This window comes from Corynebacterium sp. UD i78, assembly GCF_056280545.1.
The window spans coordinates 173,398-194,690 of the sequence record NZ_JBWCED010000001.1 but is presented as its reverse complement, the minus strand read 5'-3'; the positions used below and the strand labels follow the sequence as shown (position 1 = coordinate 194,690).

The window sequence follows — 21,293 nt, the reverse complement described above, 5'->3', positions numbered from 1 at the left end:
CCGCACCCGACCCCATCGCGCAGACCCCGACCGGCCCCCGACCGGCCCCGTCGCAGGGCGCACCATACAATGGCCCCATGAGTTCGCAGTCCTCACCGATCCCTGCCGAAGCACTCCAGGCCATCACCAAGACCTTCATCATCGCCCACGACCGGGACGATGACGCCGCCCTCGCGCAGGCCCTCGTCTACAACGCCGGTCGTCTCGCGTGGCGGATGCGCGAAGCCGGGCTGACCACCGAGTACAAGACCTCGGTCTCCGATGTCGTCACCGTCGCCGACCAGGCGGCCGAGGAGTTCATCGCCACCACGCTGCGCACCCTGCGTCCCGAGGACGGTCTGCTCGGTGAGGAGGGCACCTCCGCCCCCTCCCAGTCCGGACGCACCTGGGTCATCGACCCGGTCGACGGCACCTACAACTTCACCACCGGCTCGGACTACTGGTGCTCGGCACTCGCCCTGGTCGAGGGCGATCCCGAGGACCCCGACCTGCTCCACTTCGGCGCGGTGCACCGTCCGGCGATGGGCTACACCTGGTTCGGCGGCGCGGACTTCCCCACCACCGTCGACGGTCGCCCGGTCGGACGCCTCGACGACGCCCCGCTCAACGTCACCCCGTCAGCCACCTGCCTCGGCGGCTACCTGCACCCCACCGACATCGCCGATCCGGCGGTCGGCGCGGCCTACACCGCGGTCGTCAAGGAGTTCGCGACGGTGCGCTGGAACGGTTCCGCCTCCGTCGACCTGGGCAATGTGGCGCAGGGCAACAACGGCTGCTGGATGCAGCACAGCGTCCTGCCGTGGGACCTGCTGCCGGGTCGCGCGCTGGTCGAGGGCGCGGGAGGACGCGTCGAGCAGGTCGAGACAGCCGGGAAGCTCTGGTCCGTCGCCGGTGCGCCGGCCTCTGTCGCCAAGGTCGTCGAGATCCTCAACGCCCAGGGCTGAGCTCCACCTTCACGCCAACTCCTCAGCCGGGAACGACTCGACCGGTCGGTTTCCGGCAGCACCACCACCCTGCCGGGTCGTTCCTGGCCACGTAGGGTGGCGCCATGAGCCACACACCCACCGACTGGTGGCGTCACGCCGTCATCTACCAGGTCTATCCCCGGTCCTTCGCGGACTCCGACGGCGACGGCCTCGGTGATCTGCCCGGCATCACCGCGCACCTGCCCTACCTGCGCGACCTCGGGGTGGACGCCGTGTGGATCTCGCCGTTCTACCCCTCCCCGCAGAAGGACGCCGGCTACGACGTCGCAGACTACTGCGATGTCGACCCCCTCTTCGGCACCCTCGCCGACGCCGACACCCTCATCGCCACCGCCCATGAACTGGGTCTACGCATCATCGTCGACCTCGTACCGAACCACACCAGTGACCGGCACGAATGGTTCCAGGCGGCCCTGGCGTCCCCGCCCGGAAGCCCGGAGCGCGACCGTTACATCTTCCGCGACATCGATGACAGTGACCCGGCCGCCCGGGACATCCCGCCGAACAACTGGGAGTCCAACTTCGGCGGCGCGGCCTGGTCGAAGACCGAGGGGGCGACCGGCGGCGACCAGTGGTACCTTCACCTCTTCGACTCCTCCCAACCCGACCTGAACTGGGAGAACCCCGAGGTACGGGACATGTTCGACGGCGTCCTGCGGTTCTGGCTGGACCGGGGTGTGGACGGTTTCCGGGTCGATGTGGCCCACGGGATGATCAAGGCGCCCGGACTGCCGGATGTCGAGGTCTGCACCGACGACACCGCCATGGCGTCCACCTCAATGCCCTACTGGGACCGGGACGGCGTCCACGAGATCTACCGTCGCTGGCGGAGGATCCTGGACAGCTACAGCACAGACGCAGACACGCGGATCATGGTCGCCGAGGCGTGGGTGCAGCCGATCGACCGGATCGCCCGGTACGTCCGCCCCGACGAGCACCACCAGGCCTTCAACTTCTCCTTCCTCGACACCCGGTGGGACGCCGCCGCGTTGCGTGAGGTCATCAGTGAGTCCTACCGGGTCAATGACGCCGTCAACGCGCCGACGACCTGGGTGCTCTCCAACCACGACGTCATCCGGCATGCCACCCGCCTGGCACTGGCCCCGGAGGAGGTGACCACCCAGCTCGCCGGTCCGGTGACCGAGCCTGACCGCACAGTCGGCCTGGGCCGGGCACGAGCCGCCACCACGATGATGCTCGGTCTGCCGGGCTCGGCGTACCTGTACCAGGGTGAGGAACTGGGCCTTCCCGAGGTCCTCGACATCCCCGACGACAAGCGCCAGGACCCGACCCTCTTCCGCACTCACGGCACCGACAAGCCCGAGCTGGGACGCGACGGCTGCCGCGTCCCGATCCCCTGGTCCGCCGACGAGGTGGCCACGGCCGGGGACGGGAGGACGCCTCCCTGGCTGCCGCAGCCCGCGGTCTTCGCCGACCTGGCGGTAGACCGGCAGACCGGGGACGCGACGTCCACCCTGGAGCTCTACCGTTCACTGCTGCGACTGCGGAGAGAGCTCGGGCTCGCCGACGGCACCGCGCGGGTTCCCGACACCGGCACCGATGCCGACTCAGACATCGTCGCCGTGGAAGTCACGACGGCAGACCACGGCGACGGGGGTGTTCTCATCGTCGCCAACCTGGGCGCCGACAACTGGCCGGTTCCGGCGAACAGGCAGGTCATCGCAGCAAGCCGACCGGGTGGTCACCACCTCGGTCCCGGTGGACTGCACCGTCTGGCTGGCTCGCCTAGGATCGCAGGTGGAGTGACGAAACCATCCGGTCGGGACACCGGGCCCCACCGAACGTGACGCCGGTGTCCCCCTGAGGACAACCTGGAGCCCCATGTCCGAGAGAATTCCCGTCCGTGGTGTTGAACGAGACGATCTCACGCTGCCCGAGCCGACCGCCGACACCTTCCGCTGGTGGCTGCTGCACCACCTCCAGTTCACCGTCGGCAAGGACCCGGAACACGCCTCGAAGACAGACTGGCGTCTCGCCCTGACCCACACGATCCGTGACCGGGCGGTGGCCCCCTGGTTCGAGTCGACCCGCAGGACCTGGGCCGAGGACCGCAAGCGCGTCCACTACCTGTCCATGGAGTTCCTCATCGGGCGTCTTCTGGAGGACGCCACCATCAACCTCGGACTGCGTGACGTCGTCGGGGAAGCCCTCGATCAGCTGGGCCTGAACTTCGCCGAGCTCACCGACGATGAGCCGGACGCCGCCCTCGGCAACGGCGGTCTGGGTCGGCTGGCGGCCTGCTACATGGAGTCCATGGCCACCCTGGGCTGCCCCGGTTTCGGCTACGGTCTGCGCTACGAGCACGGCCTGTTCAAGCAGAGCTTCGACCACGGCCGCCAGATCGAGACCCCGGAGGACTGGCTGGCCACGGAGAACCCGTGGGACTTCGTCCGTCCGGAATCCGCCTACGACGTCGGCTTCGGCGGACATGTCGAGGATGCCGGGGACGGTCGCCGCATCTGGCACCCCCGCGCCCGGGTCCGGGCCGCCGCCCATGACACGCCCGTCATCGGCTACGGCGGCAACTGGGCGAACACGCTGCGACTGTGGGCCGCACTGCCCACCGCCGACCTGTTCGACCTGGACCGCTTCAACGCCGGAGAGTTCGTCGCGGCGTCCAACCATGAGGCCATGGCGCGTGCCCTGTCGAAGGTGCTGTACCCCAACGACTCGACCGAGGGCGGCAAGGAACTACGTCTGTCCCAGGAATTCTTCCTCACCTCGGCCTCGGTACAGGACATCCTGCGCCGCTACCTGACCTCGCACTCCGATCTGTCACGCCTGCCGGAGTACGTGGCGATCCAGATGAATGACACCCACCCGGCGATCGCCGGTCCGGAGCTGATCCGCCTGCTCGTCGACGAGCACGGCTTCGCCTTCGACTCCGCCGCCGACATCACCACGCAGGTCCTCGGGTACACCAACCACACCCTGCTGCCGGAGGCGCTGGAGCGCTGGTCGCTGGGGCTGATGGCGAAGACCCTGCCCCGTCACCTGGAGATCATCGAGCGTCTCGACCACCGGGAAATCGAACTGTGCGGGCCGCGCCCCTACGGGGTCGGGCTGATCGGCGACGGTCACGTGAAGATGGGCGAGCTGGCGTTCGTCACGAGCCACAAGGTCAACGGCGTCTCCGCCCTGCACTCCGACCTGGTCAAGCGGGACCTGTTCCCCGTGATGGACCAGCGGCACCCGGGCCGGATCCTCAACATCACCAACGGTGTGACGCCGCGTCGCTGGTTGAAGCTGGCGAACCCGCCGCTGGCGCAGCTGGTCACCGACACCATCGGCGAGGGCTGGGAGACCCGCCTCGACCGGCTCACCGGCATCGAGGACCACCTCGACGACCCGGGCCTGCTCGACGCCTTCGGTGACACCAAGCGGCTGGCCAAGGAGCGCCTCGTCGCCTGGCTGAAGGAGCACCACGACATCGAGGTGCCGGTGGACGCCCTCTACGACATCCAGATCAAGCGTCAGCACGAGTACAAGCGGCAGCTGCTCAATATCCTGTGGACCATCGCCCGGTGGCAGCGCATCAAGCGCGATCCGACCAACGGCGGAAGGGGCTGGGTGCCGCGCGTGAAGATCTTCGGTGGCAAGGCAGCGGGCAGTTACGAGGCCGCCAAGGACATCATCCGGTTGATCAACGATGTCGCCGAGGTCGTCAACAACGACCCGGACACCCGCGATCACCTGCGCGTGATCTACCCGCCGAACTACGACGTCTCCATGGCGGAGAAGCTCATCCCCGCCGCCGACCTCTCCGAGCAGATCTCGACCGCCGGCATGGAGGCGTCCGGCACCGGCAACATGAAGTTCGCCCTCAACGGCGCACTGACGATCGGCACACTGGACGGTGCGAACGTCGAGATCCGTGAGCAGGTCGGCGCCGACAACTTCTTCCTCTTCGGCCTCACCACCGACGAGGTCGCCGGGCGGCGGCAGATGCCGGACCACTCCCGTGCCGCGATCGACCAGAGCCAGGCACTGCGCGATGTGCTGCAGGCTGTCGCCGAGGGCACGTTCAGCCCCGGCGAGATGTACCGCTACGGCGGGCTGGTCGACAACATGTGGAACAGCGACTGGTTCCTCGTCGCCTCCGACTTCGACTCCTATGACGCCGCCCAGGACCGGGTCGACGAGGTCTACCGCGAACCCGCGCAGTGGCAGCGCAAGGCCCTGATCAATGTGGCGCGGATGGGTTTCTTCTCCTCGGACCGGTCGATCCGGGAGTACATGGAGAAGATCTGGGACGTCAGGAGTGCGCTGTGACTCCCCGTGAGGAACAACCACCCCCTGTCCTCACCGACGAGGACGCCGCCCACATCGTCGCCGGCACCCTCAGTGACCCCTTCGCCGTGCTCGGTCCGACCTCCGACGGGCGCCATGTCGTGGTGTACATCCCCGGCGCGTCCTCCGTCGCGGTGGTCAATGACACCGACGAGGTGGCCCTGACCCCGTTCCCGGACGCCCCCGGCGTGTTCACCGGTCAGATCCTGCCCTACTACCGGCTGCGGGTGACCTGGCCGGGGATCGGCTACGGCGAAGGGTCCACCGAGATCCGTGAAGACCCCTACCGCTTCGGCCCGGTCATCGGCCCGGCCGACGAGGAGCTGCTCCGTAAGGGCACGCACCGCAGGCTGTGGGAGGTGCTCGGGGCGCATGTGACCACGCACGAGGGGATCGACGGCGTCCACTTCGCGGTGTGGGCCCCGGAGGCCTCCCGGGTGAGCGTGGTCGGGGACCACGACGCCTGGAACGCCTCCGCCCATCCGATGCGGTTGCGCGGGTCGACCGGGGTGTGGGAACTGTTCCTGCCCGGCCTGGGCGAGGGGGCGGTGTACAAGTACGACCTGCTGGACGCGCACGGGGAGCAGCTGCCGCAGAAGGCCGACCCGGTGGGCTTCGGTGCCGAGCCGGCACCTGCGACCGGGTCGGTGGTGCGTCGGCTCGGTCGCCACGACTGGAAGGACGCCACATGGATCAACCGTCGTAGCGACCCGACCACACCCGGTGTCGGTGACCGGGACCGGCCGGTGAGCATCTTCGAGGTCCATCTGGGGTCCTGGCGCCGGCACGCCGACGGCACCCCGCTGACCTACCGGGAACTGGCCGTGGATCTCCTCGACTATGTCGCTGACCTGGGCTTCACCCATATCGAGGTACTGCCGGTCTCGGAGTACCCCTTCCCCGGCTCCTGGGGCTACCAGCCGATCGGGTTGTACGCGCCGACGAACCGCTACGGCACGCCGGAGGACTTCGCTGCCTTCGTGGACGCCGCCCATACGAAGGGTCTGGCGGTGCTCGCCGACTGGGTGCCCGGCCACTTCCCCACCGACGCCCACGGCCTGGGCCGGTTCGACGGCTCCGCCCTCTACGAGCATCTCGATCCACGCCGCGGCTTCCATCCGGACTGGACGACCTGGATCTTCAACTACGGGCGCCCGGAGGTGGCGAACTACCTCACCGCCAATGCCCTCTACTGGCTCGACGAGTACCACCTCGACGGCCTGCGGGTGGACGCCGTCTCCTCGGTCGTGTGGCGCGACTACTCCCGCCGCGTCGGCGAGTGGGTGCCCAATGACGAGGGCGGACGCGAGAACTACGAGGGCATCGACATGCTGCGGGACACCACCGGTGAAACCGCCACCGAGTTCCCCGGCACCACGATGGTCGCCGAGGAATCCACCACCTTCCCCGGTGTCACCGAGCCACCGGACGCCGACGGACGCCCCGCCGGACTGGGGTTCGACTACAAGTGGAATCTCGGCTGGATGAATGACTCGCTGACCTACTTCGGCCGCGACCCGCTGTACCGCAGGTTCCACCACAACCAGCTGACCTTCGGGCTGACGTACGCCTTCACCGAGGCGTTCGTCCTGCCGGTCAGCCATGACGAGGTGGTGCACGGCAAGGGGTCGATGTACGGCCGGATGCCCGGTGGCCCCGACCACGGGGCGAGGCTGGCGAACATGCGGGCCTTCTACGGCTACATGTGGGCGCATCCGGGCAAGAAGCTGCTGTTCATGGGCACCGAGTTCGGCCAGGTCGCCGAATGGGACTTCGCCGGTGAACTGGAGTGGAACTGCCTGGACGATGCCGGTCACACCGGGGTGCAGTCCCTGGTCCGGGATCTCAACCGGCTCTACCGGACCACACCTGCCCTGTACCGCCGCGACGGCGATCCGGGCGGCTTCCACTGGCTCATCGTCGACGCCGACGGGTCCGGTTCCCCGGATACCCCGGAAGCCGCCGACGAGGTCTTCGCCTGGGTACGCCACGGCGACCCGGGTGACCCGCGGGTGGTCGTGGTGCTCAACCTGACCCCGGTGGAACGCTCCGGCTACCGGCTGCCCTTCCCCGCCGCCGGGACCTGGACCGAGGCGCTCAACACCGACTCGGCCTTCTACGGCGGCGGTGACGTCGGCAACCGTGGCACCGTCACCACCGAGGCTGTGCCCTGTGGCGGCGAGAAACACTCCGCCCTGGTCACTCTGCCACCCCTGTCCGCCATCTTCTTCGTCGAGAAACCTGACTCCACACCAGACTCCACACCTGACATCACGGAGGAAACACCATGACCACAGCAGCTCTTCCCCGTCCCGAATCCGGTGGTATGCCCGTCGGCGCCCAGCCACGGCTGACAGCCCAGACCATGGCCTTCGTCCTCGCCGGTGGCCGCGGCTCCCGGCTCCAGGAACTCACCGACCGGCGCGCGAAACCGGCCGTGTACTTCGGCGGAAAGTCACGGATCATCGACTTCGCCCTGTCGAATGCGCTGAACTCCGGTATCCGCAAGATCGCGGTCGCCACCCAGTACAAGGCACACTCACTGATCCGCCACATGCAGCGCGGCTGGAGCTTCTTCCGCGCCGAGCGCAACGAGTTCCTCGATATCCTGCCGGCGTCCCAGCGCGTCGCCGGTGAGAAGTGGTACGCGGGCACGGCGGACGCCGTCACCCAGAACATCGACATCGTCGACGACTACGGCGTGAAGTACGTCATCGTCCTGGCCGGTGACCACATCTACAAGATGGACTACGAGCTGATGCTGCGTCAGCACGTCGACACCGGTGCGAAGGTCACCGTCGGCTGCCTCACCGTGCCACGGGAGGAGGCGTCCGGTTTCGGCGTCATGCACACCGACGTCACCGGCCGCATCGTCGACTTCCTCGAGAAGCCGGCTGACCCGCCGGCGATGCCGGGGCACCCGGACATGTCCCTGGCGTCCATGGGCATCTACGTCTTCGAGTGGTCCTTCCTACGTGAGATTCTCCGGGAGGACGCCGCCGACCAGACCTCAGCCCACGATTTCGGCCACAACATCATCCCGAAGATCGTCAAGGACGGCTCCGCCTACGCCCACCGGTTCAGCGAGTCCTGCGTGATGACCGGTCATGAGACCCGCCCCTACTGGCGGGACGTCGGTACCGTCGACGCCTTCTGGCAGGCCAACATCGACCTCACCGCCTTTGTCCCCGACCTGGACCTCTACGACAACTCCTGGCCGATCTGGACCTACTCCGAACTGGTGCCGCCGGCGAAGTTCGTCCACGACGAGGACGGACGCCGCGGCTCCGCGGTCCAGTCGACGGTCTCCGGCGGCTGCATCATCTCCGGCGCCGAGGTGAAGAACTCCATGCTGTTCACCAACACGCGCCTGCGGTCCTACTCGGAACTCGACCATGTGGTGCTGCTGCCCGGCGCGCACGTCGAACGCAGCGCCCGGCTGACGAACTGCGTCGTCGACAGCGGTGTGGTCGTCCCCGAGGGGCTGGTCATCGGCGAGGATCCGGAGGAGGACGCCAGATGGTTCCGCCGGACCGAGTCCGGCATCACCCTGGTGACCCGGCCGATGCTCGACCGACGCCGCGAACTGGAGAAGTGACCGGCATGTCTCCCCGTCACCGCACCCGGCGCGTCCTCTCCGTCGCCTCGGAGTGCGCACCGCTGATCAAGACCGGTGGTCTCGCCGACGTCGTCGGCGCCCTGCCTGCCGCACTCGAACCCCTGGGGTGGCACACCCGCGTCCTGCTGCCCGCCTATCCGGCCGTCCTCGCGAAGCTGGCCGAGGCCGGCAAGACGCTGCGCCGGGTGTGGGCCACCGAGGACCTTTTCGGTGGGCCGGCGACGGTACGGCGTGGTGTGTACCGCGCTGCCGGCGGCACCGAACTCGACCTCATGCTGCTGGACGCCCCGCACCTGTTCGACCGGCCCGGCGGCCCCTACTCCGTCGACGGCCACGACCACGGGGACAACCATGTGCGCTTCGCCGCGCTGTCGTGGGTCGGGTCACGCCTGGCGGTGGAGGGCACGGCCGACCGGTGGCGTCCGGACCTGGTGCACGCCCATGACTGGCAGGCCGGGCTGGTGCCCTCCTACCTGAAGTACGCCGACTGTGACGTCCCCACGGTCGTGACCGTGCACAACATCGCCTTCCAGGGCATCTTCGGCCCCGACCAGCTCGACCGGCTGAAGCTGCCGACCTGGGACTTCCACCCGGAATCCCTGGAGTACCACGGCCTGGTCTCCACGCTGAAGGCCGGGATGGTGCACTCCTCGCGGGTCACCACCGTCTCCCCCAGCTACGCCACGGAACTCGCCACCCCGGAGTTCGGCTTCGGGCTGGAGGGGGTCGCGGCGATGCGCCTGGACCGGGGTGAGATGACCGGCATCCTCAACGGCATCGACACCGCAGCCTGGGACCCCGCCACCGATCCCGCGGTGACGCCCTACTCGGCGTCCGACCTCGCAGGGAAGGACGCCAACCGCGGGGCACTGCTCGCCGAGTTCGGGCTGGACCCTGCCGGTGACCGCCCCGGGCCGCTGGCGGTCGTCGTCACCAGGCTGACCCACCAGAAGGGTGTCGACCTGCTGTGTGACGCACTGCCCGGTTTCCTCGATGCCGGCGGGACCGTCGCCGTGCTCGGTTCGGGCGATCCCGGCTATGAGTTCGCCCTCGGTGAGCTGGCCGCCCGCTACCCCGGGGCGATGGGTGTGTGGATCGGCTACGACGAGGCCCTGAGCCACCGCATGTACGCGGGCGGGGACCTGGTGCTCGTGCCCTCACGGTTCGAACCGTGCGGGCTGACCCAGCTCTACGGGCAGCGCTACGGTGCCCTCCCGCTCGTCGCCGCGACCGGTGGGCTGCGCGACACCGTCACCGACGCCACCCCGGAGAATCTCGATGCCGGGACCGCCACCGGGTTCAGCTTCGGTGACGTGCGCCTCGGCGGGACGATCGACGCCGGTGGTCTCGGCTTCGCCCTCGGTCGGGCCGCCGACCTGTACCGCGATGCGGACGCCTGGGACCGACTGCGACGTACCGCGATGACCACCCCGGTGGACTGGGGCACCTCGGCGTCCCGCTACGCCGACCTCTTCGGGGAGCTGGTCGGGTGAGCAGACTGACCGTCTCACGGGGCACACCTGCACCGCTCGGGGTGACCGTCGACGGGGACGCCGTGAATGTCGCGGTGTGGGCTCCGGAGGCGACCACCGTGGAGTTCTGCCTGTTCACGGCGCGGGACGACGGGACAGACACCGAGCTGCGCGTCCCCCTGCCCTGGCGTTCCGGCGGAATCCGCTACGCCCGCATCACCGGCCCCGGGCCCGGCGACCGCTACGGCCTGCGGGTCGACGGTGTGTGGGACCCGGACACCGGCCGCTACGCCAACCACGCCAAGCTGCTCATCGACCCGTACGCGCGGATCATCGAATCCCCGCTGACCTGGCATCCGCTGATGTCCGGCTTCACCGATGACGGGGACGCCGACCCACGGGACAGTGCGCCGGTCGTGCCGAAATGTGTGATCCCCGGGGTGTCCTCCCTGTCATCCCTGTCATCCCGGCCAGAACGCCCCCGGCATGACGCTGCCGACCTCATCATCTACGAGTCCCACCTCAGAGGTCTTTCTGCCGCGCACCCGGAGGTGCCCGAGGACCTGCGCGGCACCTATGCGGGCATGGCTCATCCGGCGGTCATCGACCATCTCACCGGCCTGGGCGTCACCGCGGTGGAACTGCTGCCGCTGCAGACCTTCATCGACGACCGATTCCTCGTCAACCGCGGGCTGACGAACTACTGGGGCTACCAGCCGGTGAACTGGTTCGCTCCCGAACCCCGCTACGCCACGGACCGGAGCGGCGTCACCGCGGACCGGGAACTGCGGGAACTCGTCGACACCCTCCACACCGCAGGGATCGAGGTCATCCTCGACGTCGTCTACAACCATTCCGGTGAAGGTGACGAACTGGGCCCCACCTTGTCGCTGCGCGGCCTGGACAACAACGGCTACCACCTCATGGACGGACCCGAGTTCGTCGACGACTCCGGCACCGGCAACACTCTCGCCGTCGACCGTCCACCGATGCTCCGCCTGGTCACCGACAGTCTGCGGTACTGGGTGACGGACATCGGCGTCGACGGTTTCCGCTTCGATCTCGGCGCCACCCTCGGACGTGTCGGGGTGGGATCCTCCGCCGGATTCACCCCGGATGCCGCCTTCTTCCGCGCCGTCGCCCAGGACCCGGTGCTCTCGCAGGTCCGGTTCATCGCCGAGCCCTGGGACATCGGGCCGGACGGCTACCGGCTCGGCCAGTTCCCCTGGCCGTGGGCCGAATGGAACGACCGGTTCCGCGACGGGATCCGCCGGCTGTGGCGTGGGGACAGTCCCGGCGCGACCGACCTGGGTTCCCTGCTGCTCGGATCGGCGGGCCTGTTCGATGGTCCGACGCGCTGGCCGGTCGCCCCGGCGACAACCTCCGTGAACTTCCTCACCGCCCACGACGGCTTCACTCTCACCGACGTGGTCTCCTACAACGACCGGCACAACGAGGCCAACGGCGAGCACGGCAACGACGGCCACGGCGAAAACTTCTCCGACAACCTCGGGGCCGAGGGGCCCTGTGATGACCCGGGTGTGGTCGAGGCCCGGGCACGACGTGTCCGCGGGATGCTGGCCACGCTGCTGCTTTCCCAGGGGACGCCGATGCTGCTGGCGGGTGATGAACTGGGCAACAGCCAGGGTGGGAACAACAACGCCTACGTCCAGGACAACCCCACCGGCTGGGTCGACTGGTCGGGGGTCCACGGTGACCTGCTGGCCTTCACCCGTGAACTCATTGCTCTTCGTCGACGGCTGCCGGTGCTGCGTCAGTCGGCGTACCGCCACGGGCGCGGCTCCGCGCCGACGGGCACCGGGACGTGGAGTGGTTCCGCGTCGACGGCACCCCGATGACCGACACCGACTGGCACGCGACCGACGGCCGCCCGGTCGGGGTGATCCTGCGGGGCACGGCGGGGGACACCGACGGCGAGGCGAACTGCGGTGCCGTGGCTCTGGTGGTGAACACCGGCTGTGGTGCCGAGGTGTCCCTGCCCTCAGGTGGAAGTGGAGGCGAGGGCGGCAGTGTTGAGGAGGGTGTCGGCGGCCCGGTCGGTGGTGACGACAACAGTCGGACCTGGACGCTCGAACTCGACTCTGCGCGTCCCGGCGTCCTCAACGAGTCACGGAAGCGACCCGACAGGGTGGTTCAGGATGCTGAGACCACCCCCTCGGGTCGTACCGGGGACAGCACCGGAGAAGGAACCTGGGACGGCACCGGCCCCTACCCCGTCCTCGGACAGTCCGTGGTGGTGTTCTCGGCCGGGTGAGCGTCACCGACGACGTGCCCGGGCCGACTCCACGCCATCACCCGGACGGACCGGCTGCTCCCGCACCACGTCCGGCTCACCGTGGATCCCACCGGTGCCCATCCCGGCGCAGGGGGCCACGGCGACGGAAGACCGGGGACGCCGCACGGACCCCGGATTCCGCCGGGCTCACACTGCAGGCATTTCGGCCCCCGCCTATTCTGGAGGCCATGAGTCAGCCCCCGGCCGCGAGCCCGAACCACACGTACGCCGATGACCTCAATCTGGCACTGAACATCGCCAACGCCGCCGACGCCATCACCATGGACCGGTTCGGCGCCGGCGATCTGGAGGTCCATGCCAAGCCGGACCTCACCCCGGTCTCCGACGCGGACACCGCCACCGAGCAGAAGGTGCGCGACCTCATCTCCACCCACCGTCCCGAGGACGCCGTCCTGGGCGAGGAGTTCGGCGGCGATGCCGGAAAGGCCGGACGCCAGTGGGTCGTGGACCCCATCGACGGCACCAAGAACTACGTCCGCGGCGTTCCGGTGTGGGCCACACTGATCTCCCTGCTCGTCGACGGCGTCCCCGTCGTGGGTGTGGTCTCCGCCCCCGCGCTGGCACGGCGCTGGTGGGCGGCCGAGGGTATGGGTGCCTGGCGCACCTTCAGCGCCGACGGCACCGACACCGCACGCCGGATGCACGTCTCCAAGGTCGCCGACGTGGCGGACGCCTCAGTCTCCCTGTCCTCCCTGACCGGGTGGCGGGACGCCGGCCTGCGTGACGAGTTGATCACCCTCACTGACTCGGCCTGGCGGCTTCGCGGCTACGGCGACTTCTGGTCCTACTGCATGGTCGCCGAGGGCACCGTGGATGTGGCCGCGGAACCCGAGGTCAACCTGTGGGATCTCGCCGCACTCGACGTCATCGTGAGGGAGGCCGGGGGTACATTCACCTCCCTGTCCGGCGTCCCCGGCCCTGACCAGGGTTCGGCAGTCGGATCCAATGGTCTGCTGCACGATGACGTCCTCGCCGCACTCGGCGGCGGCGTCTCCCACGGCGAGACCGAGGCAAAGTAGGTTACCGTGGAAAACATGACGCCACTCACGTCCCTCCCTGAATGGAACGCTCTGGTCGACGAGACTGCGCGGATCCGCAACACCACGCTGCGGGACATGTTCCGCGACGACCCCGGCCGGTCCGGGGACCTGTCGTTCGACTGCGGACCACTGCATGTAGACCTGTCGAAGAACCTGGTGGATTTCCCGCTGCTGCGGAAGCTCACCGGCCTGGCCCAGGCCTCGGGGGTGGAAAAGCACCGCGCGGCGATGTTCGCCGGCGAGCACATCAACGTCACCGAGGACCGGGCGGTGCTGCACACCGCGCTGCGCATCCCGGTGGACCAGGACCTGTCGGTCGACGGCCAGGATGTCGCCGCCGACGTCCACGACGTCCTCGGCCGGATGCGTGACTTCGCCAAGGCCCTGCGCTCGGGCGCCTGGCGCGGCTCGACGAACCACACCGTCAAGGAAGTCGTCAACATCGGCATCGGCGGGTCCGACCTGGGCCCGATGATGGCGGCGAAGGCGCTGCGCCCTTACCAGACGGCGGGCATCACCCCGCACTTCGTGTCCAATGTGGACCCGACGGACCTGGTGGAGAAGCTCGACGGACTGGACCCCGAATCCACCCTCTTCGTCATCTCCTCGAAGACCTTCACCACCTCGGAGACTCTGGCGAACGCCCATGCTGCACGTCGTTGGCTGCTGGGCAAGCTCGGCACCGACACCTCCGACGAGGACGCCGTGCGTGCCGTGGTGGCCAAGCACTTTGTGGCCGTGTCGACGAACGCTGAAGAGGTCTCGAAGTTCGGCATCGACACCAGGCACATGTTCGGTTTCTGGGACTGGGTGGGTGGACGCTACTCGGTGGACTCCGCCATCGGGCTGTCCCTCATGGCCGCGATCGGGCCGCGTGACTTCATGGAGTTCCTCGCCGGGTTCCGCGAGGTCGACGACCACTTCTCCTCCGAGCCGCTCGAGATGAACGTGCCTGTGCTCATGGGCATGCTCGGGGTCTGGTACACCAGCGTGCTCGGCGCGCAGTCGCACGCGGTGCTCCCCTACTCCCAGGACCTGGGGCGTTTCCCCGCCTACCTGCAGCAGCTGACGATGGAATCCAACGGTAAGTCGGTCTGCCTCGACGGTTCGGCGGTGACCACGGAGACCGGTGAGATCTACTGGGGCGAGCCGGGCACCAACGGACAGCACGCTTTCTTCCAGTTGCTGCACCAGGGCACCCACCTGATCCCCGCCGACTTCATCGGCTTCGTCAACCCGCAGGACGACATGGTCGCCGCCGACGGCTCGACGAGCATGCATGACATGCTGCTGGCCAATTTCCTGGCACAGACCAAGGTCCTGGCCTTCGGCCGGTCCGCGGAGGAACTGCGCGAGGCCGGGGTCGAGGAGTCCCTGATCCCCCACAAGGTCATGCCGGGCAACCGGCCGTCGACGACGATCCTCGCCGACAAGCTCACCCCGCGGGTGCTGGGCGCACTGATCGCCCTGTACGAGCACATCACCTTCGTCCAGGGGCTGGTGTGGGGCGTGAACAGCTTCGACCAGTGGGGCGTGGAGCTCGGTAAGAAGCGTGCCTCCGACCTGCTCCCTCTGCTCACCGAGGGCAGTTCCCTGCCGGTGGACACCGGCGACGCCTCCACCGACGACCTGGTGGAGTTCATCCGGTCCCGCCGGGTGCGGTAGGTGCGGTAGGTGGGTAGGTGCGGTAGGTCGCTTCAGGCCCCGCTCCTCTCGTCACTTGCGAGAACGACTCGACAGGGTGGTCTGCCCGACGTAGACCACCCTGTCGAGTCGTCTTCGGCGTTCGGCTCTCCCGAACCTGGCGTCCGGCTGCCCCGGTTTTCCACAGGTACCGACCGAAACCGGAACAGAGTTGTCCACAGGGACCCACGGTTTTCTCGACAGTCCGCCCCTCCTCTGCTGTACTTCCCCGCACCCGGCAGGACCGGGGTGGCCCATCATCGCGCAATCAGGGACAGGGGAGCATGGGAAAGCGAGAACGATCTCGGGGCCGGGGGCCTTCACACACATGGCGGGTGATGCCGACGGTCGTCCCGGTCAGTCGCACCACTGTCGCCGCCAGGGACGATGTCACCGACTGGTCACTTCGACACAGCTACACCGCTGTCGCACGTGGTGTCGTCATACCGACCCCGGAAGACTGGGACCCGTCTCAGTTCGACGGCTTCGGCCTCGACATCGTCACCAGAACCTGGGGAAATCACCTGGTGCATCCCGAGGCTGTGGTCGGTGGGTGGGCAGCGGTCGCCGTGTACGGACTCAAGTGGGACTGGGCTGACTGCGCCCCCGTTGTCCTTCTCGCGGAAAGGCGTCCGAAAGGGACGCTGGCCTCGGCCAAGGCTGCACTGCACCCGCTGCGTCCGGTGTTCCTGAGACTTCCACCGGGCACAGAGACCCGGACGCCCTGTCTTCGTTTCCCGTCAATGAAGGTGGTGGCACCGCAGGTCGCGGCGGTGCAGTGCCTGTGGACGGTCATCACCGGGCGACACTCCTGGTGGGTCCATGATGTTCCCGGACTGACCCGGGTCGATGTCATGGCGGTGCAGTTTCTCGACGCTTTCGCCCAGTGCACCTGGATCACCCGCGAAGAGATCCGGACGACGGTGAAGGGCGTCATTCCGCAGAAGGTGGTGACCAGGTTGCTGGATCTCTCGGATGGCGGGGCACAGTCCCCGATGGAGACGGTGATGCGGTTGATCGTCCGGGATGCATTGCCGGCGCCATACCGGTGGAAGTCACAGATCCGGGTCGACCTTCTCCCGGACGCCGGAGCCGGGTGGACACCCCGGACCCTTCCTGATCTGGGGTGTGAAGAGTTGAAGATCGCCCTGTACTACGACGGGGGCCACCACACCGAGGGGGCTCAGACCGAGGTCGACTTCGACCAGTTCCACGCGCTTCGTGATCTGGGCTGGGAGGTGCTCCGGTTCAACAGGAGCCATCTCCGCGATCCTGAGGCGATGCTGAAACTCGTGGAGAACGCGGTAGACCGGGCGATGCGCCGCAGAAACGACTCCGGAGCTGCTGCGTGACCGACCCGACTGGTTGGTCCGCGGCGGGAAACCACCCTGTCGGGTCGTTCACGCGGCGAGGGGCTGATGGTCGGGAAGATCACTGCGCCTGGCAGACCGGGCACCACCAGATGACGCGTTCGAGCTCGCCCTCGTCACCGTCGGCGTCCACCCCGCCGAGGAAGCTCTTCATGATCGGGGATCCACAGCGTCGGCAGGCCTTCTCCGCGCGTCCGAAGACGTAGTTGCCCATGCCGGGGCGTCGGTCGCCGGTGAACAGGCGCCGCGGTTCCAGGCGGTTCTCCCACATCACCCGGCGTGAAAGGTCGAGAAGATGCGCGGCGGTTGTCGTGGCGACCTCCCCCGTTCCGACGGGACGCCGTGGGTCGACGCCGCCGAGGAAGCAGACCTCTGCCCGGTACTCGTTGCCGATGCCGGCGACATTGCGCTGGTCAAGCAGCGCAGCGCCGATGGACCGTTCGGGTCGGTCGAGGATGCGTCGCAGTGCCTCGTCGCGTCCCGAGATGCCGTCCGACGGGGTGGACGCCCAGTCCGGGTCGAGGATGTCAGGACCGAGATGGGCGACGACTTCCCCGTACCGGTCTCGGTCGAAGAGACGCACGAAACCCAGTGAATGCCCGACGACCTCGATCTCCGGGCCGCCGGCATGCTGCGGTGCGAAGCCGAGGACGACGCGGGCGGTGTAGCCGGGGCGTCTCCACCGGGTACCGGCGGTGTGGATCGACCAGACGCCCTCCATCTTCAGGTGGGTGTGCAGGACGCGCCCGCCGATGTCCATGAACAGGTGTTTCCCGTAGGGCCACACGTCGGTGACGGTGCGTCCGGCGAGGTTCTCCGTGGCGAAACGGGGGACGCGGATGTCGGAGCGGGTGAGTAGGCGGCCACCCATCCACTGCATGCGGTTGGACAGCTGCAGGACGGAATCGCCTTCGGGCACGGGTGGCTCCTCTCTGACCTCCGTCGGTTCAGTCATCCGTCGGTTCCTGCGGTGACCGTGTCATCGGGGAGACTACTCCCCCGCAACCGGCGACGACTGCGGGTCATAGGCTTGACGTGGAGGATCGGTCCGCGGTCATCGCCTATGTGCACTGCAACCTGACGCAGGCGTTCTCCGGTCAGCATGAGCTCCAGCAGGCCCTGCCGACTCAGAGCTGCCCCCGACGCCCCGGTCGACCCCGTCTGAGAATGGCGTCCTCCGGTCCGGGGCGGGTGCGCCACACATAGCGACAGAATGTCGCAGGAGGGAGATGTCAGTGTTCATCGCCCTACGGGAACTGCGCTCCGCCTGGGGCCGGTTCACCATGATCGGGGTCGTCGTCGCCTTCGTCGCAGCACTGGTGGGAATGGTCTCCGGCTTCACCATCGGCCTCGGCAACGACACCGTCTCGGCCCTGAGACCGTTCGACGCGCACTCCGTGGCCTTCGCCACGGGAACCTCGGACTTCAACCGGAGCACCGTGTCCGGACACGATGCGGAGGTCTGGACCTCCCGTGACGACGTGGCCGCCGAACCCCTCGGGGTCTCCATGGTCCGCAGCGAAGTCACCGGCAGCGACAGCACCACCGTGGACATGCCACCTTCGGTATGGACCCCTCCGGTTCCCTGACCCCGGACATCACCGACGGCACTCCTGCCACCGGGCCCGGCGAGATCGTCGTGTCCTCGAAGCTGCTCGCCGATCTGCTGCACCGGGTCACTGCGGCATCGGGGTGCGTGACCGTGGTGGCCACGCATGATCCCGACGTCGTCGCGGTCGCGGACCGTTCACTGGACCTGACGGAGTTGTAGGACGCCGCGACCGACGTACAGGAGTGGGCCGCCACTGTTCAGGCCCCGCAGCACCCGACCGCACACGGTGAGCCGTTGACGGCACCGCCGTAATTGGGCACTGTTCCGCAACGGTCGCCTGCACCTGCGGTGTTCGATACGTCGTCAGACACCACGACCTCATCGATGAGATCGCAGACGAGTTGTGCGAAGGACCGCGTCGGTCCGGGAGTAGCGGCCCGTCGGAAGCCGATCCCCAGCTCATCGGCAACCTCCTTCGCCTCGGTGTCCAGATCCCACAGCACTTCGACATGGTCCGAAACGAATCCCACGGGGCACAGCACCACCGGGCGGCGGTTGCCGTGGCTCACCCGGTCCCGCAGATGGTCGCAGATGTCCGGGTCCAGCCAGGGCACTGTCGGCGGGCCGGAACGCGACTGCCACACCACATCCACGTCAGCGTCCGTGGCAACTCGGAACGAGGACGCCGCCCGGATCAACCGTGCGGACTCCCGGACCTGACCTGAGTAGAGGTGGCCATCACCCTGGGCCGGACCTGATTCCCGGTCTGCACGAACCGGCACGGAATGGGCGGTGAAGACAAGATCGGCGTCCACGACCCTGTCGCTGAGGTCACCCGGGTCACCGAGGGAGCGCCGGGCGTCATCGACAGCGGAGGCGAAAGTGTTGATCAACAGCGGATGATCATGGAACTGCCGCAGCCGTTGAAGCCGGGGCGGAGTCTTGCCGAGCTCCAGGACCGCCCGGCGGGCTCTGGCTATGTCCTCGTGATACTGGCGGCACCCGGAGTATCCACCCCAGGCCGAGGTCGCGAAGACGAGCGCGTTACGGATACCGTCGTCGGCCATCCGTTCCACGGTGTCCTCGACCATGGGATGCCAGTTCCGGTTGCCGAAGTAGACCGGCAGGTCACGGTGACGTGAGGCGAGTTCATCCCCGATGTTGCCGATCATCTCCCGGTTCAGGTCGTTGAGGGGGCTACGGCCGCCGAGCGCGAAGTAATGCTCACCGACGACCTCCAGACGTTCGCGGGGTATTCCTCGTCCACGGGTGACGTTCTCCAGGAAAGGGACGACGTCCGTCGCCCGCTCAGGTCCGCCGAAGGACAGGAACAACAACGCGTCGACCGGTTGTTCGTTGACGAGGGTGCTCACATGATCTCCTTGGTGTTGACGGGTCCAGTTCACTCAGCGGTGACCTGTTCGTAGGTGTCCAGTGCGCGTCGCCTCGACTCTCCGAGGTCGACCAGCGGCGGCGGATACAGCTCCGTTCGGCCCTCCGTCTGAGCTGCGAGGTCCGGGATCCAGCGGTTGACGTACCTGAGTTCCGGGTCGAACTTCCTGCGTTGGGTCTCCGGGTTGAAGATCCTGAAGTACGGGGAGGCGTCGTCGCCGCATCCGGCGATCCACTGCCAGTTGAACGGGTTGGACGCAGGGTCTGCGTCGACGAGGGTGTCCCAGAACCACTGCTCACCGTGCCGCCAGTCGATGAGCAGATTCTTCGTGAGGAAGCTGCCCACCACCATCCGCACCCGGTTGTGCATCCAGCCTGTGGCCCAGAGTTCCCGCATCCCTGCGTCCACCAGTGGAATACCGGTAGTCCCGGACCGCCACGCCGACAGTTCCTCCGCCAGAGCCGTTCGGCCACCGAGGCGCATCGCGTCGCCGGGCAGGGAGTCGTCCCACCGCCACGGGAACTGCGTGAACTGTCCACGGACACACCGGGACGCGAGATCGGGCCGATGGTAGAGGCGCTGCCACGCGAAGTCCCGCCACAACAGCTCGCTGTGCAGTGACGTGCCGTCTGCGACAGGCAGGTCACCGGCGGCCACGGCACGGGCCACCGCGAACCACACCCGGTGCGGGCTGACCTCACCGAAACGCAGGTGCGGGGAGAGCCTGGTGGTCGCGTCGGAATCCGGGATGTCACGCCCGTCGGCGTAACCGGGGCTACCGGTCGCCGTCGTCCTGCGGTCACCTGTCACGAACGCAGCGAGAGTCGCCTGCCCCGCTTCCTCACCCGGTGTCCAGTGGGCAGCCAGAGTCGCGGTCCACGACGCAGCGGCCGACGACCGGACCGAGGGGAACGGAACCTCGGGAAGATCCCCCTCGGGACCGTGCAGTGCATCGGGCGCCTGCGCCGTGGCTTCCACCAACCGCTCCACCGCGTCCTGGGCGACCGGCGCCGCGGCACGGGAGTACGGGGTGAAGACCCGGTAGGGTCGGCCCTCCCCGGTGGTGATCTGCCAGGGTTCCGTGAGCAGGTGGCCGGGGAAGCTGTGGACTTCGTTGCCACCGCCCTGCAGAATGTCCTTGACGCGACGGTCGACGGCCCGAAGCGGTTCCTCGTACCGCCGGTTCCACACGACCGCGTCCACGTCGAGGATGCCGGGAAGGGTCGTCATGATCTCCACCGGGTCCCCCGCCAGGTGGAGCAGCCGGACACCGTGGTCGAGCAGACGCGCGGAGAGCTGTGAGAGACTCCGGTCGCGCCACCAGGATGCCGCGGCACCGCGCGGGCGGGCCCCGGTGGCAGCGGCATCCTCGTCGATGACGACCGCAATGACCTGACCCCGTTGCGCAGCCCACTGAAGTGCAGCGTTGTCGGCGAGGCGGAGATCGTCGCGGAACCAGACGAGCGTGGTGGCGGGCCCGGCGGCCATGGGTGTCTCCTTCCGGTCAACATTGTCTCTCGATAACGCTAACCAAGTTAGCATAATGGCGA

General features: G+C 68.1%; 15 protein-coding genes and 1 pseudogene. 13 read left to right on the top strand and 3 right to left on the bottom strand.

The features are described 5' to 3' along the window. The first annotated feature begins 77 nt into the window (after window positions 1-77). The 11 genes and pseudogenes from ACZ9GM_RS00850 (at window position 78) to ACZ9GM_RS00800 (ending at window position 16,780) form a co-directional block, all read left to right on the top strand. Window positions 78-944: an inositol monophosphatase family protein gene (locus ACZ9GM_RS00850; RefSeq protein WP_476037020.1), complete on the top strand. Its 867-nt coding sequence runs from the start codon at window positions 78-80 to the stop codon at window positions 942-944. A gap of 104 nt (window positions 945-1,048) precedes the next feature. After that, window positions 1,049-2,753 (top strand): annotated as a pseudogene (locus ACZ9GM_RS00845) (glycoside hydrolase family 13 protein). Between the two features lie 75 nt (window positions 2,754-2,828). Continuing rightward, window positions 2,829-5,279 carry a glycogen/starch/alpha-glucan phosphorylase gene (locus ACZ9GM_RS00840; protein WP_476037019.1) on the top strand — a complete coding sequence of 817 codons (2,451 nt, stop codon included), beginning with the start codon at window positions 2,829-2,831 and terminating at the stop codon, window positions 5,277-5,279. Beyond that, window positions 5,276-7,588, top strand: a complete 2,313-nt coding sequence (gene glgB, locus ACZ9GM_RS00835; RefSeq protein ID WP_476037018.1) for a 1,4-alpha-glucan branching protein GlgB — start codon at window positions 5,276-5,278, stop codon at window positions 7,586-7,588. Before ACZ9GM_RS00840 ends, glgB begins: the two co-directional genes overlap by 4 nt. Next, window positions 7,585-8,895 carry a glucose-1-phosphate adenylyltransferase gene (gene glgC / locus ACZ9GM_RS00830; RefSeq protein WP_476037017.1) on the top strand — a complete coding sequence of 437 codons (1,311 nt, stop codon included), beginning with the start codon at window positions 7,585-7,587 and terminating at the stop codon, window positions 8,893-8,895. The genes glgB and glgC overlap by 4 nt, the downstream gene beginning before the upstream one ends. A gap of 5 nt (window positions 8,896-8,900) precedes the next feature. Beyond that, a complete protein-coding gene (gene glgA / locus ACZ9GM_RS00825) occupies window positions 8,901-10,409 on the top strand; it encodes a glycogen synthase GlgA (protein ID WP_476037016.1) in 1,509 nt (502 codons plus the stop codon). Beyond that, a complete protein-coding gene (gene glgX, locus ACZ9GM_RS00820; RefSeq protein WP_476037015.1) occupies window positions 10,406-12,247 on the top strand; it encodes a glycogen debranching protein GlgX in 1,842 nt (613 codons plus the stop codon). Before glgA ends, glgX begins: the two co-directional genes overlap by 4 nt. Then, on the top strand, window positions 12,214-12,663 hold the full coding sequence (locus tag ACZ9GM_RS00815; RefSeq protein ID WP_476037014.1) for a hypothetical protein: 450 nt from the start codon (window positions 12,214-12,216) through the stop codon (window positions 12,661-12,663). The genes glgX and ACZ9GM_RS00815 overlap by 34 nt, the downstream gene beginning before the upstream one ends. A gap of 209 nt (window positions 12,664-12,872) precedes the next feature. After that, entirely contained in the window at window positions 12,873-13,724 is an 852-nt protein-coding gene (gene hisN, locus ACZ9GM_RS00810; protein ID WP_476037013.1) for a histidinol-phosphatase, read from the top strand. A 15-nt stretch (window positions 13,725-13,739) separates the two neighbouring features. Beyond that, complete coding sequence (pgi, locus tag ACZ9GM_RS00805) at window positions 13,740-15,410, top strand: glucose-6-phosphate isomerase (RefSeq protein ID WP_291473594.1); 1,671 nt, start codon at window positions 13,740-13,742, stop codon at window positions 15,408-15,410. Between the two features lie 356 nt (window positions 15,411-15,766). Further along, window positions 15,767-16,780: a DUF559 domain-containing protein gene (locus ACZ9GM_RS00800; RefSeq protein WP_476037012.1), complete on the top strand. Its 1,014-nt coding sequence runs from the start codon at window positions 15,767-15,769 to the stop codon at window positions 16,778-16,780. Between the two features lie 79 nt (window positions 16,781-16,859). Here the strand turns inward: ACZ9GM_RS00800 and ACZ9GM_RS00795 are convergent, their stop codons facing one another. Beyond that, a complete protein-coding gene (locus ACZ9GM_RS00795; protein WP_476038296.1) occupies window positions 16,860-17,717 on the bottom strand; it encodes a DNA-formamidopyrimidine glycosylase family protein in 858 nt (285 codons plus the stop codon). Window positions 17,718-18,027: 310 nt separating this feature from the next. Between ACZ9GM_RS00795 and ACZ9GM_RS00790 the strand changes: the two genes are divergently transcribed. Both ACZ9GM_RS00790 and ACZ9GM_RS00785 read left to right on the top strand, forming a co-directional pair. Next, on the top strand, window positions 18,028-18,387 hold the full coding sequence (locus ACZ9GM_RS00790) for a hypothetical protein (RefSeq protein ID WP_476037011.1): 360 nt from the start codon (window positions 18,028-18,030) through the stop codon (window positions 18,385-18,387). Continuing rightward, entirely contained in the window at window positions 18,366-18,569 is a 204-nt protein-coding gene (locus tag ACZ9GM_RS00785) for a hypothetical protein (protein WP_291473598.1), read from the top strand. The genes ACZ9GM_RS00790 and ACZ9GM_RS00785 overlap by 22 nt, the downstream gene beginning before the upstream one ends. 38 nt (window positions 18,570-18,607) lie before the next feature. Here ACZ9GM_RS00785 and ACZ9GM_RS00780 read toward each other — a convergent pair whose 3' ends face one another. Beyond that, a complete protein-coding gene (locus ACZ9GM_RS00780; protein WP_476037010.1) occupies window positions 18,608-19,723 on the bottom strand; it encodes a ferrochelatase in 1,116 nt (371 codons plus the stop codon). 29 nt (window positions 19,724-19,752) lie between these two features. Next, window positions 19,753-21,231 (bottom strand): cryptochrome/photolyase family protein, encoded by a 1,479-nt coding sequence (locus tag ACZ9GM_RS00775; protein WP_476037009.1) that lies wholly within the window; start codon window positions 21,229-21,231, stop codon window positions 19,753-19,755. Window positions 21,232-21,293 lie beyond the last annotated feature (62 nt).

Coding starts and splice junctions, on each gene's coding strand:
- ACZ9GM_RS00850 (WP_476037020.1), top strand. CDS start 78: ATGAGTTCGCAGTCCTCACCGATCCCTGCCGAAGCACTCCAGGCCATC.
- ACZ9GM_RS00840 (WP_476037019.1), top strand. CDS start 2,829: ATGTCCGAGAGAATTCCCGTCCGTGGTGTTGAACGAGACGATCTCACG.
- glgC (WP_476037017.1), top strand. CDS start 7,585: ATGACCACAGCAGCTCTTCCCCGTCCCGAATCCGGTGGTATGCCCGTC.
- glgA (WP_476037016.1), top strand. CDS start 8,901: ATGTCTCCCCGTCACCGCACCCGGCGCGTCCTCTCCGTCGCCTCGGAG.
- hisN (WP_476037013.1), top strand. CDS start 12,873: ATGAGTCAGCCCCCGGCCGCGAGCCCGAACCACACGTACGCCGATGAC.
- pgi (WP_291473594.1), top strand. CDS start 13,740: ATGACGCCACTCACGTCCCTCCCTGAATGGAACGCTCTGGTCGACGAG.
- ACZ9GM_RS00800 (WP_476037012.1), top strand. CDS start 15,767: ATGCCGACGGTCGTCCCGGTCAGTCGCACCACTGTCGCCGCCAGGGAC.
- ACZ9GM_RS00790 (WP_476037011.1), top strand. CDS start 18,028: ATGTCAGTGTTCATCGCCCTACGGGAACTGCGCTCCGCCTGGGGCCGG.
- ACZ9GM_RS00785 (WP_291473598.1), top strand. CDS start 18,366: ATGGACCCCTCCGGTTCCCTGACCCCGGACATCACCGACGGCACTCCT.
- ACZ9GM_RS00775 (WP_476037009.1), bottom strand. CDS start 21,231: ATGGCCGCCGGGCCCGCCACCACGCTCGTCTGGTTCCGCGACGATCTC.